Origin of the sequence: Flavobacterium sp. CBA20B-1, from assembly GCF_028473145.1 — a bacterium.
In the GTDB taxonomy this organism is placed as follows: domain Bacteria; phylum Bacteroidota; class Bacteroidia; order Flavobacteriales; family Flavobacteriaceae; genus Flavobacterium.
In genome coordinates this window covers 929,226-946,079 of record NZ_CP092370.1, presented here as the reverse complement: position 1 = coordinate 946,079, position 16,854 = coordinate 929,226, and the positions used below count along the sequence as shown (strand labels likewise).

The window sequence follows — 16,854 nt, the reverse complement described above, 5'->3', positions numbered from 1 at the left end:
CATTGACATATTGAGATACATTTAAAAAGTAGAAATATTTAAAAAATTTTCAATAGGCATCAGTTTTAACTGGTGTTGAAAATAATATAAAGCACATTTTTTGTGTCATAAATTTTTTTAAAGTAACAAGTTTAACTTGAAACCTTAAAAAAAGAAACATGAAACAAAAAAAATAGAGCACAATAAGCAAAATAAGGGCGTATGGGGAATGCCTAGGCTCTCAGAGGCGAAGAAGGACGTGATAAGCTGCGAAAAGCTACGGGGATCGGCACACACGAATTGATCCGTAGATATCCGAATGGGGCAACCCGGCATGTTGAAGACATGTCACATCGATAGATGAGCAAACCCGCTGAACTGAAACATCTAAGTAGGCGGAGGAGAAGAAAACAAAAGTGATTCCGTAAGTAGTGGCGAGCGAACGCGGAAAAGTCCAAACCAAAGTTGTTACGGCAATTTTGGGGTTGTAGGACCACGATATTGTATGCAAAGCGAATAAGAATCATCTGGAAAGATGAACCGCAGAGGGTGATAGTCCCGTATTGGTAAGCGATGTAATACATAGTGGTATCCTGAGTAGGTCGGGGCACGTGAAACCTTGATTGAATCCGGCGGGACCATCCGCTAAGACTAAATACTCCTGAGAGACCGATAGTGAACCAGTACCGTGAGGGAAAGGTGAAAAGAACCGTGAATAACGGAGTGAAATAGAACCTGAAACCATACGCCTACAAGCGGTCGGAGCCCATTCGTTGGGTGACGGCGTGCCTTTTGCATAATGAGCCTACGAGTTACCGTTGCTGGCAAGGTTAAGTAATTAAGTTACGCAGCCGAAGCGAAAGCGAGTCTGAATAGGGCGCATGAGTCAGTAATGGTAGACGCGAAACCGTGTGATCTACCCATGGGCAGGTTGAAGTTTGGGTAACACCAAATGGAGGACCGAACCGGTTGACGTTGAAAAGTCTTCGGATGACCTGTGGGTAGGGGTGAAAGGCCAATCAAACTCGGAAATAGCTCGTACTCCCCGAAATGCATTTAGGTGCAGCGCTGAAAAAGTTTAATAGAGGTAGAGCTACTGATTGGATGCGGGGGCTTCACCGCCTACCAATTCCTGACAAACTCCGAATGCTATTAAATGATTTTCATCAGTGAGGGCATGGGTGCTAAGGTCCATGTCCGAGAGGGAAAGAACCCAGACCATCAGCTAAGGTCCCCAAATGTATGCTAAGTTGAAAAAACGCGGTTTGATTGCCCCGACAGCTAGGATGTTGGCTTGGAAGCAGCCATTCATTTAAAGAGTGCGTAACAGCTCACTAGTCGAGCGATCGAGCATGGATAATAATCGGGCATAAGCATACTACCGAAGCTATGGATTGTACAATGTACAGTGGTAGGGGAGCATTCTAAACTGGGTAGAAGGTGATTTGTGAGAATTGCTGGACTGTTTAGAAAAGAAAATGTAGGCATAAGTAACGATAATGCGGGCGAGAAACCCGCACACCGTAAGACCAAGGTTTCCACAGCTATGCTAATCAGCTGTGGGTTAGTCGGGACCTAAGGCACACCCGAAGGGGGACGTCGATGGCCAACGGGTTAATATTCCCGTACTTGTAATAGTTGTGATGGAGTGACGCAGTGGTGAAAGTACCGCGAACTGACGGAATAGTTCGTTAAAGCACGTACCTATATCCTTTATAGTAAAATGCGTAGAGGATGGAGAAATGCGATAGTACTCGGAGCCTTCGGGCAAAGAGATAGTGTACCTAAAGGCTGTCAAGAAAAGCTTCTAAACTTAGATTATTACAACCCGTACCGCAAACCGACACAGGTGGTCGAGGAGAGTATCCTCAGGTGCTCGAGAGATTCATGGCTAAGGAATTAGGCAAAATAGACCTGTAACTTCGGGAGAAAGGTCGCCCCCGCCTCGGCGGGGGCCGCAGTGAAAAGGTCCAGGCGACTGTTTATCAAAAACACAGGGCTCTGCTAAATCGTAAGATGACGTATAGGGCCTGACACCTGCCCGGTGCTGGAAGGTTAAGAGGAGATGTTATCTTCGGAGAAGCATTGAATTGAAGCCCCAGTAAACGGCGGCCGTAACTATAACGGTCCTAAGGTAGCGAAATTCCTTGTCGGGTAAGTTCCGACCTGCACGAATGGTGTAACGATCTGGACACTGTCTCAGCCATGAGCTCGGTGAAATTGTAGTATCGGTGAAGATGCCGATTACCCGCAGTGGGACGAAAAGACCCTGTGCACCTTTACTATAGCTTAGTATTGTTCTTGGATAAGTGATGTGTAGGATAGGTGGGAGACTATGAAGCGGCGTCGCTAGGCGTTGTGGAGTCATTGTTGAAATACCACCCTTTGCTTATCTGAGATCTAACCCCGCTATGCGGGGGACATTGCTTGGTGGGTAGTTTGACTGGGGTGGTCGCCTCCAAAAGAGTAACGGAGGCTTCTAAAGGTTCCCTCAGCACGCTTGGTAACCGTGCGTAGAGTGCAATGGCAAAAGGGAGCTTGACTGAGAGACCTACAAGTCGATCAGGTACGAAAGTAGAGCATAGTGATCCGGTGGTTCCGCATGGAAGGGCCATCGCTCAAAGGATAAAAGGTACGCCGGGGATAACAGGCTGATCTCCCCCAAGAGCTCATATCGACGGGGGGGTTTGGCACCTCGATGTCGGCTCGTCACATCCTGGGGCTGGAGAAGGTCCCAAGGGTTGGGCTGTTCGCCCATTAAAGTGGCACGCGAGCTGGGTTCAGAACGTCGTGAGACAGTTCGGTCTCTATCTACTGTGGGCGTTAGAAATTTGAGTGGATCTGATTCTAGTACGAGAGGACCGAATTGGACCAACCTCTGGTGTATCAGTTGTGCCGCCAGGTGCATCGCTGAGTAGCTACGTTGGGAAGGGATAAGCGCTGAAAGCATATAAGCGCGAAACCCACCACAAGATGAGATTTCTTTAAAGGGTCGTTGGAGATGACAACGTTGATAGGCTATAGATGTAAAGGCAGTAATGTCATAGTCGAGTAGTACTAATAGCCCGTATGCTTATGTGCTCTGGAAGTTGCTTTGTAAAGAATAGTATTAAGATTTTAGTATTAAGTATTAAGACTGGAATATCTACAAAAAAAAGTATCGAAAATATGTTAACAATATTAGCCCGCCATTGGCGTGGCGTTTAAAGTTCAAAGTTTAACGTTCAAGGTTAAAACCTAAAACAAAAAAAACTTTAAACCTTAAACAAAGATTTAAGGTGGTTATAGCATCGGGGCTCACCTCTTCCCATTCCGAACAGAGAAGTTAAGCCCGATAGCGCAGATGGTACTGCATCTTCATGTGGGAGAGTATGTCGCCGCCTTTTTTTAAGAGAGGATTACTATTTTAGTAATCCTCTTTTTTGTTATAGGTGCGGCGCAATTCTCCGCCTCGGCGGATCGGGTCGCCGCCTTTTTTTAGTAAAGCCTGTCTTTTTCAAGATAGGCTTTCTTTTTTTGATATTTACTACGTACCGTTCGCTTCGCTCGGGTGGTGCGGCGCAATTCTCCGCCTCGGCGGATCGGGTTGCCACCTGTTTTTATTAACACCAGCTTAAAAGGCTTTTTATTGTTTTGTAGAATTTAGTTTAACCACATATTTATAGATTTACACTAATTTCTTTTCTAAAATGTACAGCAATACAATTTACATTATACACTATACATAAAATGTGGCTAAAGCCAATTGTAAATTTACATCATAATCATTGAACTAAAGTTCGAGGCAATTGATTTAAGAGAACTTGAAACTTGAAACCTTTAACTACAAATTTTTATAATCATCAAACAATAATATCAAACATCAATATCAAATATCAATTTCAAACACCCAACACCCAACACCCAACACCTAACATGCCACATCAAACACCCCGCAATAGGGATTGCAGCCTTGTTGGAGCTCTTTGTTTTTGCAAAAAACAAAAGCGACGGCGGAAAGCCCGACCTGAAACGTTAGTGGAAGGGATTGCCCAAGAAAAACATCTGGCAATAATCTTAAATAAACTAGCCACAGATTTAGTGATTTACTATGACTTCACCCTTTTAAAATTTTATTTAGTGTGGATTTATGCTGATATTTACAGAATTAATGCGTATGTTATTTCGCATCATACATAGAGTCTATCTCTTAAAGCAAAAAAAATAGGCGTGAACTAGATTTTCAATTCATATTTTCCAGTAGAAATTTTCTGTTATAAGCATTTAGTTCATCATCAGCCTCTGTTTCTATTGGCTGATAAGATTCAATAAGTTTAAAGCCATTTTTAGCCAAAAAATTCAGCACATCTATTTCAGAATTAAATTCCATATCTATATTGTTTTCTTTTAATATTGCAAGAGAATTTAATTGGTTTTTTGTTCTGACATTACTTGGAATTTGCCCATAATCAATCACCACAAATGATTTTCTGAAAATAGACTTTGCTTGATAATAAAAGGTGATATATTTGGCGGGAATTTCTTTCAGAGGTAAATTATTTACTTCTTGTGCCTGGAGAGTGTATCCAATTAAAATAAAGAATAGAGGGTACATACGGTTCATAGAGCCTGATACTAAATCGTTTTTTAAAACAACATATCAAACTTCATTCCAAAAAAAAAATCAACCAATAGGTTGATACAAAAAAGGCAAGCGACCTACATCGCACCGCTACAACCGCATACCTTTGCTGTGTTCCCACCCTGGAGGAGTCTGCAGGAGCTGGTCGTGTAGGACTTGCCACTGCAAATATACAAACAAATTATATTTTAGCAAGTCTTTTGTTTAATAAAAAAAGGGTCGTATAATTGTATTACTAATTAAAATCAATCATGAAAAAGTGTAAATACTTAGCATTCTTATCGTTATCATTACTTGTTTTGGCTTGTGATAAAGAAAAAAATGAAGAAAAAAAAGCCGTTACCATTGATACAACCAAATTAAAACAAACTTATTCCTTGAATGAAAGCTTGGCTTTACAGCTTACAGATGCTTCAACTATTGATTCTGTGCAATATTTTTTAAATGATAAGCAAATTGGTTCAGTGAAGGGAAATAATGCGTTGGACTATAATTTGGCAAATGAAAAATATGGTATGCAACATATTAAGGCAATTGCCTATACTAAAGGAGTGTCAGCTGAAGCAATGGCTTCTATTGCTCTTTTTTCTGATGTGCAACCTACTGTTTTATCATACACCATCGTGAATACCTATCCGCATGATATAAAAGCATATACGCAAGGGTTAGAGTTTTATGGCGATGTTTTAATTGAAAGTACCGGAAATGGTGAAGGAATTGGCACGCGAACTAAAGGAAAGTCAAGTATTCGCAAAGTGAATCCTAAAACCGGTGAGGTTTTGAAAATTAATGAATTAGATGATGCGATTTTTGGTGAAGGAGCAACCGTGCTTAACAACAAAATTTATCAATTAACGTATAAAAATATGGAAGCGTATGTGTATAACGTAGAATCGCTTCAGAAAGAAAAAACCTTACCATATTTTAAAAATACAGACGGTTGGGGCTTAACCAACGATGGCACTTACTTGTACATGACTGATGGTAGTGATCGGGTGTATAAAGTAAATCCCGAAGATTTTTCTCTGGTAGATTATTTTGTGGTATCTATTCCTAACGGCACTGTTGCAAATGTGAATGAATTAGAATGGGTTAATGGTGAAATATATGCCAACTTTTACACACAAGATGCTATTGGAATTTTTAACCCCACAAACGGAAGTGTAACCGGAGTGGTTGATTTAAGCGATTTAAAAAATAAAGTTACGCACCATCCAGATTTAGATGTTTTAAATGGTATCGCCTACAATAAGAAAACGGGAACTTTCTTTGTAACGGGAAAGAATTGGGATAAAATGTTTGAGATTAGAATTAATAAGTAAACAAAATATTAGTACTTAAATAAAAAAACCGCCTAAATTAGAGAATTTAAGCGGTTTTTTTAATAGAAAGTTTAATCCTTAATAACTTTCGTTGGGTTTTTGTCTTTATCTAAGGCAACAAATGTAAATTCGCCGTTTATTGCTAAATAGCGTATATCGGTGTACATTTCTTCGATGTAAATTTCAACCGAAACCTTTAAGCTTTTATTGCCAACTTTGGTAACTTTTCCAATCAATTCAACAATGGTTCCTGCCGGAATGGGTTTGGTAAAATCGATTTTATCAGATGAAACCGTTACCATCATTTGTCTAGAAAAACGGGTTGCGGTAATAAAAGCAACTTCGTCCATCATGTGCATGGCGGTTCCGCCAAACAGCGTGTCGTAATGATTGGTTGTATTTGGGAAAACCGCTTTAAAAATACGGGTTTCGCTGTTCTTAATTCGTTGTTCTATTGTCATTTTTAAGGATTGTTTTTATGCTTCGCAACTTGTACAAGTAACTAAATTATTTACAAATTCTTTTGATACACTCTGGCTGCGTTGATAATACAATGTTTTAACACCTAATTTCCAAGCTTCTATTAACAATCTATTTACTTCTTTCACAGGAAGGTTTGACGGAATATTGATGTTTAAGCTTTGTGCTTGATCAATGTATTTTTGACGGATAGATGCCTGCAAAATAATTTCGTACTGACTGATTTCTTTAAACGTTTTAAAAACATCTTTTTCCTCTTGATTCAGCTCTGGTAGATGTTGCACGCTTCCGTGGTTTAACATAATGCTTCTCCAAGTTTCTTCGGTGTCAAGACCTTTTTCTTCTAAGAGTGCTTTCAAATATTTGTTTTTGCGCATAAAGTTTCCTTTTGCCAAACCTGCTTTGTAATAATTGCTGCTAAAAGGTTCAATTCCAGGAGATGTTTGTCCTAAAATGGCCGATGAAGATGTTGTAGGTGCAATTGCAAGTAAGGTAGTGTTTCTACGCCCGTATCCTTTTAATACGGATGGTTCACCGTAAATTCGAGCTAAATCTTGAGACGCTTTTAATGCTTTGTCTTCTATTTCTTTGAAAATTTGATTGGTAAGCATTTTAGCTTCTAAACTTTCAAACGAAATCATGTTTTTTTGTAGATACGAATGCCATCCCATAACACCTAAACCTAAAGCACGATGATTTTTAGCGAAATTATGCGCCGATTTTAAGTAATAATTTCCTTCGGTTTTTGCAGTAAATTCACTGATTACTGCATCTAAAAAGTAAGTTGCCAATTTAACCGCTTCGGTATCTTTCCATTCATCATACAACTCTAAATTCATTGATGATAAGCAGCAAACAAACGACTCTTCTTTTGATGAAGGCAATGCAATTTCAGAACAAAGGTTACTTGCATAAATTGGCATTTCTTTGTCTTTATACACCTCTGGTTTGTTTCGGTTCACGTTGTCTGTAAAGAAAATATAAGGCAATCCTTTTTGCTGGCGGCTTTCTAAAACTTTCGCCCAAACTTCTCGTTTTTCTTTGTCGCCATCAATCATGTCTTGCATCCAATAATCGGGTACGCAAACACCTGTAAATAGATTCTGGATGGGATTTCCGATGTTTTTTATATCTAAAAATTCTTTAATATCGTCGTGATCAATATCCAAATAAGCAGCAAAAGCACCACGGCGCACACCGCCTTGCGAAATGGTATCCATCGCAGTATCGAACAATTTCATAAAGCTTACCGCACCACTACTTTTGCCGTTATCGGTAACGGCACTTCCGCGTTCGCGCAATTCACCAAAATAGCCACTTGTACCGCCACCAATCTTGGTTTGCATAATCACTTCGCCTAATTTGTGGGTAATTCCCTCGATATTATCAGGAACATACACATTGAAACACGAAATGGGTAAACCGCGTTCGGTTCCCATATTTGCCCAGATAGGTGAGGATAAACTCATCCAACCTTTTTCAATCATTTCAATGAAAGCTTCGGCCAATTCGGGTTTGTATAATTGTTTTGCTGCGGCATTGGCAACGCGCTCAATGGCTTTTTGCGGAGTTTCGCCTTTTAAAAGGTATCCGCGGTTTAATATTTGCTCGCTTTCTTCGTTAAGCCACCATAGTCTTTCCATAGTTGATTTTATTTTTAAATGTTCGATCTATCCAAGATTTAACTTTCTTAATCGGTGAATCAATTGATGTGTGTAATATAATTGTTTGCTGCTGCTTTAAAATAAATCGTCGGCAGTAATACTTTTATCGTGTTTGGTATAATCAACCGGACGTTTTGCAAAGAAATCGTCTAAACTGTTTGCAAAAATTTCCTCTTCAAACCAAATCATGGGCTGGTAAGCGTCATCGCTCACAAAAAACAATTTCTTTAAACCAATTTTTACCATGCTTTCATCTAAACGAAACTTCATAAAATTCAATAAATTCTTTTTAGAAATGGTTTCTAATTCGCCAAATTCAAAAATCCAATCTAGAATTTCACTTTCGATTTCGATTGATTCTTTTACAATTTGATTGATTTCTTCAACCGTAGCAACGTCAAAATAATCGGGAAATTCTTCTTTTATTTTATTGATGATATAAATCCCGGCATTTGCATGAATTTGCTCGTCAACAGATGTCCATGCAATAATATTACTTACATTTTTCATGGCACCTTTAAAGCGTGTAAACGATAAAATAATGGCAAATTGACTAAAAAGCGATACATTTTCAATTAAAATAGTAAATAAAATCAGTGATTTTAAGTAATCTTTCTTGTCTTCTGCTTTGGAGTGTTTTAAAGCATTTGATAAATAATCAATACGTTTTTTAATCACCGGAATTTGTACCACGTTTTCAAAAGCATTGTTGTAGCCCAAAACCTCTAACAAACGAGAATAAGCTTCAGAATGACGAAATTCGCACTCGGCAAACGTGCTTCCCAAACCATTAAATTCAGGCTTTGGCAAATGGGTGTATAAATTGCCCCAAAACGTTTTTACATTTACTTCGATCTGGGCAATTGCCAGCAAACTGCGCTTCACAATTTCTTGCTCGATAGGCGATAAATGTGAGTGGAAATCTTGAACATCGGCAGTAAAATCTACTTCGGAATGCACCCAAAACGATTTGTTAATCGCATTGGTAAACTCTAAAATCTCTGGATATTCAAATGGTTTGTAATTAACACGTTTAGAAAAAATACTCATAACTTTTAATTTTTATATGGAACAATAAAGAAGTAAATTTTATAGAAAACGTCCATATAAAAAGAAAGAGTTCTAGCCATTTACTTTTAGGTGCGAAAAGCAACGCTGTATTTTTACGAGAGGTCTGACTCACAAGTATTACTACTTATTTACAGTTGCGCAACAGTTCAAGGTTTCCACTTGATTCTCTATAAATTGTAAAAATAGTTATGCCAAAAATACTTTATTAAAAGCTATTTTGTATGTTTTTTAACCATTAAGTTATGAACAATTTTTGTTAATATTGTTAGTTGTTTGATTAGCAATGGTTTTCAATTATGAAAATTTATGTTTAATTTTTGTTTTCAAAATTTGTAAACTTTTTTAATTTTTATTTTTGTTAGTATATTGATATATAGTTTGTTGGGTTGTTTTTTTTGATAACTTTTATATTTTTTGAATAATAAACAGTTGTTGATAACTTTTTATCTTTTTTTTAATTATTTTAATTTTGTAATATAAAAGTTTGTATTTTTATGGTTCGAACAATTGATGTAAAGATAGGTTTTACTTCCTTGTTTTTGAAGATATTAAACAGAGAGAAAAATTTAAAAAATATACTATGGAATTAGCACCAGACGTTTTAGAGGCAAAAAAAAACGTACACCAATGAAGAAGCAATAAAAGCTTCAACAGCATACTTTAAGGGCGATGTATTGGCAGCAACTGTTTTTGTGAACAAATATGCATTGAAAGATTCGCAGGGGAATATCTATGAAAAAACACCTGATGATATGCATCGCCGTATTGCATCAGAAATTGCTCGTGTAGAAGCAAAATATGCCAACCCAATGAGCGAAGAACAAGTTTTTGAATTAATTAAGAATTTTACCTATATCATTCCGCAAGGAAGTCCAATGACGGGTATTGGAAATCCGTTTCAAATAGCTTCCTTATCAAACTGTTTCGTGATTGGAAACAATGGGCAAAGCGATTCGTATGGTGGTATTATGAAAATTGATCAAGAGCAAGTACAACTAATGAAGCGTCGCGGTGGAGTAGGGCATGATTTGTCTCACATTCGTCCAAAAGGTTCTCCAGTAAAAAACTCTGCTTTAACATCTACAGGTTTGGTTCCGTTTATGGAGCGTTTTTCCAACTCAACCCGCGAAGTAGCCCAAGACGGTCGCCGTGGAGCATTAATGCTTTCGGTATCGGTGAATCATCCCGATGCAGAAGGTTTTATTGATGCAAAACTAGAACAAGGAAAAGTAACTGGTGCAAATGTTTCGGTTCGAATTGACGATGCTTTTATGAAAGCCGTTCAGAACAATGAAGTTTATACCCAAAAATACCCGATTTTCTCACAAAATCCAAAGTTTTCTAAAGAATTGAATGCTGCAGAATTGTGGAAAAAAATCGTTCACAACGCATGGAAATCTGCCGAACCAGGAATTTTGTTCTGGGACACCATCATCAACGAATCATTACCAGATTGTTATGCCGATTTAGGTTACAAAACATTATCAACAAATCCATGTGGTGAAATTCCTTTGTGTGCTTACGATTCATGTCGTTTGTTGGCAATTAATTTGTTCTCGTATGTGGTAAATCCGTTTACTGCCGATGCTTATTTCGATTTTGAATTGTTCAAAAAACACGTAGCAATTGCACAGCGAATGATGGATGATATTATTGATTTAGAATTAGAAAAAATCGATGCTATCATTGAAAAAATCGACGAAGATCCAGAAGAAGCAGAAGTAAAACGCATTGAAAGAAATTTGTGGATTGAAATTCGCAAAAAAGCAGAAGAAGGTCGCAGAACAGGAGTTGGAATTACCGCAGAAGGCGATATGTTGGCTGCATTAGGTATTCGCTATGGTTCTAAAGAAGGAAACGAATTCTCTGTAAACCTACATAAAACATTGGCTTTAGCAGCATATCGTTCATCAGTAGAAATGGCGAAAGAGCGTGGTGCTTTTGCAATTTACGACGCAAAACGCGAATTAAACAACCCATTTGCGCTGCGTATTAAAGAAAACGACCCGGAATTGTATAACGATATGCAAGAATACGGACGTAGAAATATTGCCTTATTAACCATTGCGCCAACAGGTTCCACATCAATTTTGTCGCAAACCACATCGGGTATCGAGCCGGTTTTCTTGCCTGTTTATAAACGCCGTAGAAAAGTAAATCCAAACGATAAAGATGTTCGAGTTGATTTTGTAGATGAAGTAGGAGATTCTTGGGAAGAATATGTGGTTTTTCACCATAAATTTAAAATGTGGATGGAAGTAAACGGTATAGATACCGATAAAAATTACACACAAGAAGAAATCAACGTTTTAATTGAAAAATCACCTTATTACAAAGCCACTTCAAACGATGTAGATTATATTAGTAAAGTGGAAATGCAAGGTGCTATTCAAAAATGGGTAGATCACTCTATTTCTGTAACCATTAATGTGCCAAATGATGTAACCGAAGAATTGGTAGGTCAATTGTATATGAAAGCTTGGGAAGTAGGTTGTAAAGGGGTAACTGTATATCGCGACGGTTCTCGTTCAGGTGTATTGATTTCAAACGACAAAAAAGAAGAAAAGAAAACCGAAACGCTAGCAGAAAACGAAGTTTCGTTCCCAACAAAACGTCCACAAATTTTAGAAGCAGATGTAGTTCGTTTTCAAAACAACAAAGAAAAATGGATTGCATTTATTGGTAAAATAGACAACCATCCCTACGAAATTTTCACCGGTTTAGCCGATGATGAAGATGGAATCTTAATTCCGCGATGGGTAAACAATGGGTTTATTATTAAAAACCGCGATGAAAACGGAAACTCTCGATATGATTTTCAATATGTAAACCAACGTGGTTATAAAACAACAATTGAAGGATTATCGTATCGATTTGACCCTGTTTTCTGGAACTATGCAAAATTAATTTCGGGTACCTTACGCCACGGAATGAAAATTGAAAACGTAGTAGATTTAATCAACTCATTACAGTTAGATAACGAATCAATCAACACCTGGAAAAACGGAGTGGCACGCGCATTAAAACGCTTTGTGCCAGACGGAACCGAAGCCAACGGACAGAAATGCAGCAACTGTAATTCCACCAACTTAATGTATCAAGAAGGCTGTTTAACCTGTAAAGATTGCGGATCTTCTAAATGTGGGTAATCATTCAATAATAAAAAAGAAAGGAGCTTTATAGTTCCTTTTTTTGTATATTTAAAACAAAAATCATGAAAAAATGTTTACTACTTATTACCCTCTTTTTAGGCTTAAATATTTATGCACAAAAAGAATGTGATGCTTTCAAATTAGAAAATGCAACTTTAACAACCGAAAACCAATATATAAAGAAGATACTCGATATCAATAAGCCAATCGTAGAAGTTGAAAAAGACAATTTGCTTTTTCAAATTACAGATATTAAAGGAAACGCTAAAGATAAAAACATACAAATCACGTTTTTAGTAGCAACTAAAACCGAATATTTAAGCTTGTATTTAAAAGATTTTTCAATAATTGATTTAGAAGGAAATGAATACAAAGTAGATTTCATAAAATCAAGCAGTGCCAATACAGAATTGTCACAAAATGTACCATTGAAACTAACATTTTCGTTCAATGATATAAAAAACAAACCTCTTTTCTTAAAACTTCTAAAATTTAAAGCAGTTTCTAAAACTAAGAAATATGCAGTAAACGGCTTTAATTCAAATTTTGAATTTCGCGATTTAAAAGTTAGATGGAATTAACAGAAATTTCGCATAATATTTCATAAAATCAATGCCTTTTGCATTGGCTTTTTTCGTAAATTTGCAAACTGAAAATGTTCAATTTATGATGTTAGATCGTTTACAATATGTAAAACAACGTTATGATGAGGTTTCTGACTTGATTATTCAGCCAGATGTTATCGCCGATCAAAAACGTTATGTACAATTAAACAAAGAATACAAAGACTTAAAAGCCTTGGTTGAAAAACGCGAGGAATATATAAACGTAGTTGGAAATATCGACGAAGCCAAAGAAATCATTGCCGATGGCAGCGATGCAGAAATGGTTGAAATGGCAAAAATGCAGTTAGACGAAGCCCAAACACGCTTACCCGAACTAGAAGAAGAAATCAAGTTTATGCTGATTCCAAAAGATCCGGAAGACGCTAAAAACGTAATGGTTGAAATCCGTGCAGGAACAGGAGGTGATGAAGCATCTATCTTTGCCGGCGATTTATTCCGCATGTACACCAAATATTGCGAAAACAAAGGCTGGAGAACATCGGTTGTAGATTTAAACGAAGGAACATCTGGCGGTTTCAAAGAGGTTATTTTCGAAGTAACCGGCGAAGACGTTTACGGAACCTTAAAGTTCGAAGCAGGCGTTCACCGTGTGCAACGTGTGCCGCAAACCGAAACCCAAGGCCGTGTGCACACATCTGCAGCTACGGTTATGGTTCTACCCGAAGCCGAAGAATTCGATGTACAAATTGATATGAACGATGTGCGTATCGATTTCTTTTGTTCATCTGGTCCCGGAGGTCAGTCGGTAAATACCACAAAATCAGCTGTTCGTATGACCCACATTCCTACAGGTTTGGTGGCACAATGCCAAGACGAGAAATCGCAACACAAAAACAAAGACAAAGCCTTAACCGTTTTGCGCTCTCGTTTATACGAAATGGAATTAGCCAAAAAGCAAGAAGAAGATGCGAAAAAGCGTAATTCACAAGTATCATCAGGCGACCGTTCCGCTAAAATTCGCACCTACAACTATCCGCAAGGTCGTGTTACCGACCACCGTATCGGTTTAACCATCTACGATTTAGACGGTGTGATGAACGGAAACATTCAAAAAGTTATCGATGAACTACAACTTGTAGCAAACACCGAAAAGTTAAAAGAATCAGAAGTATTTTAATTTACTATATTTGTAAGCCTCTATCAAAGGGGCTTTTTTTCTATTATAAAGCATAAACATTAGGCATTTTTTTTCACATCGTCCCGCTTTCGTTCATAGCTTTGTTCCACAAAGGCTAATCCACTCAATCGGGGCTAAAACCAAACATTTTGCCTATTTTTAAAGTTTCAATAAAATGACAACAAAACAACTTTACGAGCAAATTCAGCAAAAAAAGTCATTCCTTTGTATTGGTTTAGATGTAGATTTAACCAAAATTCCACATCATTTATTAGCCACCGACGATCCCATTTTCGAATTCAACAAAGCCATCATCGATGCCACCCATGATTTGTGTGTATCCTATAAACCCAACACCGCTTTCTATGAAGCCTACGGATTAAAAGGTTGGCAATCGTTAGAAAAAACAATCAACTACATCAACGAAAACTATCCAGATATTTTCACCATAGCCGATGCAAAACGTGGCGATATTGGCAACACTTCCACCATGTATGCCAAAGCATTTCTAGAAGACTTAAACTTCGATTCAGTTACCGTTGCTCCCTACATGGGCAAAGATTCCGTAGAGCCTTTTTTGGCATTTGAAAACAAACATACCATTTTGCTGGCATTAACATCGAACGAAGGTGCATTTGATTTCCAAACCAAAGAAATAAACGAGAAACCATTGTATCAAACCATATTAGAAACATCCAAAAACTATAAAAACAGCGAAAATTTAATGTATGTTGTGGGCGCTACCAAAGCAGAATATTTTAAGGAAATCCGTAACATTGTTCCCGATTCATTTTTATTGGTTCCCGGAGTAGGTGCACAAGGCGGAAGTTTAGTAGATGTGTGCAAATTTGGAATGAACAAACAAGTTGGTTTGTTAATCAATTCATCGCGCGGAATCATTTATGCATCAAATCAACAAGATTTTGCCGAAGCAGCCCGAACCGAAGCATTGAAATTGCAAAAAGCCATGGAAATAATTTTAGAACAAAACTAAAATGATTACAATAACCGACGATTTAGGAACCATTCACCACTTTGAAGAAACTCCAAAACGAATCATTTCATTAGTGCCATCAATCACCGAAACCTTGTATGAATTGGGTTTAGAAGACCAAATTATTGGAATAACGAAGTTCTGTGTGCACCCATATCATTTAAAATCGGTAAAAATAAATGTGGGCGGAACAAAAAAAGTACATATCGAAAAAATAAAAGCACTAAATCCTGATGTAATCATTGCCAATAAAGAAGAAAATACATTGGAAATAGTAAATAGCTTAAAAGAAATTTGCCCTGTTTTTGTAACCGATATTGTAACAGTTGATGATACATTGAAAACAATTAACGATTTTGGACAACTTTTTAAACGAACTACCGATGCCAAAAAGTGGATAGAAAAAATACAGTTTGCCCATGATGATTTTGTGCATTTTATGGAGGAAAAAAACGGGCAAAAAGCGGCGTATTTAATTTGGCGCGAACCTTATATGGCGGCAGGAAGCGAAACATTTATAAACGAAATGCTGAAACTTAACAAATTTGAAAATATTTATGAACAATTTGAGGGGCGATACCCTGAAGTAGAAATAAGAAAAATGCGTATTCAAGGCGATCCAGAATTGGTTTTGCTTTCCTCAGAACCTTACCCTTTTAAAGAAGAGCATGCATTTGAAATTGGAAGAGCCACACATCACGCAAAAACCATATTCGTTGATGGTGAAATGTTTTCCTGGTATGGCACACGTTTGTTTAAAGCTTTTCAATATTTTAAAGCCTTACAAAACCGTATCGCATAATAAAAAATGTTTGGATACCAAATTATTAAGGTGTCTTTTTGTTTGATTTGTTATATTCACTTGAATTCAACTAATAAATGCAATAATGTAATTAATACCCCCCTAAAAAGTCCCAATCACCCCAACTCCGTTACCTGATAGAGAAAAATTCCAAGTGATGTTTTTCTTTTTAAATTTTTCCCAAGGGTTTTGGTATTTGGTTTGTTCAAAACGTTTAATAACCGTTTTAGTACAAAAATAAGCCAGAATTCCGCCGAAAGCTACATCGCTTAACCAATGAGCATTGGCATACATTCTGCTTGCCATAGTTATCGTTGCAGTTGTATAAAAAATTCCTTTTAACCATGTTTGATCCACTCTTTCGGCCAAAACTATCGCAGTTACAAAAGCAATTTGCGAATGTCCCGATGGAAACGAACTGAAACCCGGATCGTTTTTAAAAGGCCTAAAAGAATAGTTTCCTAAACCCTCTGTTGGCCTAGCTCTGCCCACAATTTTTTTCATTGCCGACTGCAATACACCCGATGTTGCATAAGCCGAAGTTAATATGGCAGCGGTTTCTTTTGTCCATTCATCATTAATAATCCAACCTGTTGCATAAAATCCACCGGCCACAATAACCGAAGCATAAGGCTTTCCGTTGTGGTATCCAAAATTGCCCAATTTGTTTGCAAAAGCACCTTGATCTCTGAACATAAATTCATTCATAGGTTTATCGGCCAAGCTTAAAAGCATTGTTCCTCCCAAAGCAACTCCCAAAGTGGCTAAATCGTTTTTCTGCCAGCGAATGGGTGATGACAACGTGTATAAAAAAGCATCTGAAATGCGGATAATATCTGGAGTTTTAGGAGCAATAGAATGTATGGAATCCGCAGAACTTGTTGCTATTTGCAGGGTATCGGTTAGCGGTGCTTCAAAATCAAATGTTTCAGTAGTCAATGAGTCGGTTTGTGAATAAGTGCATGTTCCACCCACAAAAAATACAATAAAAAATAATCTTTTTAGATACATGTTCATTTTTAAAAG

11 protein-coding genes, 2 rRNA genes and 1 other RNA gene are annotated in these 16,854 nt (G+C 37.5%); 8 read left to right on the top strand and 6 right to left on the bottom strand.

The genetic code is table 11. The features are described from left to right. Positions 1 to 181 precede the first annotated feature (181 nt). Positions 182 to 3,059 (top strand): 23S ribosomal RNA (locus tag MG290_RS04795). 194 nt (positions 3,060 to 3,253) lie between these two features. Next, positions 3,254 to 3,365, top strand: a 5S ribosomal RNA gene (rrf, locus tag MG290_RS04790). A gap of 836 nt (positions 3,366 to 4,201) precedes the next feature. On the opposite strand, the gene MG290_RS04785 is transcribed toward rrf, so the two are convergent. Continuing rightward, a complete protein-coding gene (locus MG290_RS04785) occupies positions 4,202 to 4,582 on the bottom strand; it encodes a hypothetical protein (protein WP_264562741.1) in 381 nt (126 codons plus the stop codon). Between the two features lie 81 nt (positions 4,583 to 4,663). Beyond that, positions 4,664 to 4,762, bottom strand: an RNA gene (gene ffs / locus MG290_RS04780) — signal recognition particle sRNA small type. 89 nt (positions 4,763 to 4,851) lie between these two features. On the opposite strand from ffs, the gene MG290_RS04775 reads away from it, so the two are divergent. Further along, positions 4,852 to 5,922 carry a glutaminyl-peptide cyclotransferase gene (locus MG290_RS04775; RefSeq protein WP_264562740.1) on the top strand — a complete coding sequence of 357 codons (1,071 nt, stop codon included), beginning with the start codon at positions 4,852 to 4,854 and terminating at the stop codon, positions 5,920 to 5,922. Between the two features lie 71 nt (positions 5,923 to 5,993). Here the strand turns inward: MG290_RS04775 and MG290_RS04770 are convergent, their stop codons facing one another. From MG290_RS04770 to MG290_RS04760, 3 genes are all read right to left on the bottom strand, one after another. Continuing rightward, positions 5,994 to 6,383 (bottom strand): acyl-CoA thioesterase, encoded by a 390-nt coding sequence (locus MG290_RS04770; RefSeq protein WP_264562739.1) that lies wholly within the window; start codon positions 6,381 to 6,383, stop codon positions 5,994 to 5,996. A gap of 15 nt (positions 6,384 to 6,398) precedes the next feature. Continuing rightward, positions 6,399 to 8,057, bottom strand: coding sequence for a ribonucleoside-diphosphate reductase subunit alpha (locus MG290_RS04765; RefSeq protein WP_264563178.1), 1,659 nt, complete (start codon positions 8,055 to 8,057; stop codon positions 6,399 to 6,401). An 84-nt stretch (positions 8,058 to 8,141) separates the two neighbouring features. Continuing rightward, entirely contained in the window at positions 8,142 to 9,116 is a 975-nt protein-coding gene (locus MG290_RS04760) for a ribonucleotide-diphosphate reductase subunit beta (protein ID WP_264562738.1), read from the bottom strand. 659 nt (positions 9,117 to 9,775) lie between these two features. On the opposite strand from MG290_RS04760, the gene MG290_RS04755 reads away from it, so the two are divergent. The 5 genes from MG290_RS04755 (at position 9,776) to MG290_RS04735 (ending at position 15,828) form a co-directional block, all read left to right on the top strand. Next, entirely contained in the window at positions 9,776 to 12,286 is a 2,511-nt protein-coding gene (locus tag MG290_RS04755; protein WP_272586438.1) for an adenosylcobalamin-dependent ribonucleoside-diphosphate reductase, read from the top strand. 65 nt (positions 12,287 to 12,351) lie between these two features. Next, positions 12,352 to 12,870, top strand: coding sequence for a transposase (locus MG290_RS04750; protein WP_264562736.1), 519 nt, complete (start codon positions 12,352 to 12,354; stop codon positions 12,868 to 12,870). A gap of 88 nt (positions 12,871 to 12,958) precedes the next feature. After that, positions 12,959 to 14,032, top strand: a complete 1,074-nt coding sequence (gene prfA, locus MG290_RS04745) for a peptide chain release factor 1 (protein WP_257500739.1) — start codon at positions 12,959 to 12,961, stop codon at positions 14,030 to 14,032. A gap of 175 nt (positions 14,033 to 14,207) precedes the next feature. Continuing rightward, positions 14,208 to 15,026: an orotidine-5'-phosphate decarboxylase gene (pyrF, locus tag MG290_RS04740; protein WP_264562735.1), complete on the top strand. Its 819-nt coding sequence runs from the start codon at positions 14,208 to 14,210 to the stop codon at positions 15,024 to 15,026. Position 15,027: 1 nt separating this feature from the next. Continuing rightward, positions 15,028 to 15,828 carry an ABC transporter substrate-binding protein gene (locus MG290_RS04735; protein WP_264562734.1) on the top strand — a complete coding sequence of 267 codons (801 nt, stop codon included), beginning with the start codon at positions 15,028 to 15,030 and terminating at the stop codon, positions 15,826 to 15,828. A gap of 102 nt (positions 15,829 to 15,930) precedes the next feature. Here MG290_RS04735 and MG290_RS04730 read toward each other — a convergent pair whose 3' ends face one another. Continuing rightward, on the bottom strand, positions 15,931 to 16,845 hold the full coding sequence (locus MG290_RS04730; RefSeq protein ID WP_264562733.1) for a phosphatase PAP2 family protein: 915 nt from the start codon (positions 16,843 to 16,845) through the stop codon (positions 15,931 to 15,933). Positions 16,846 to 16,854: the final 9 nt, after the last annotated feature.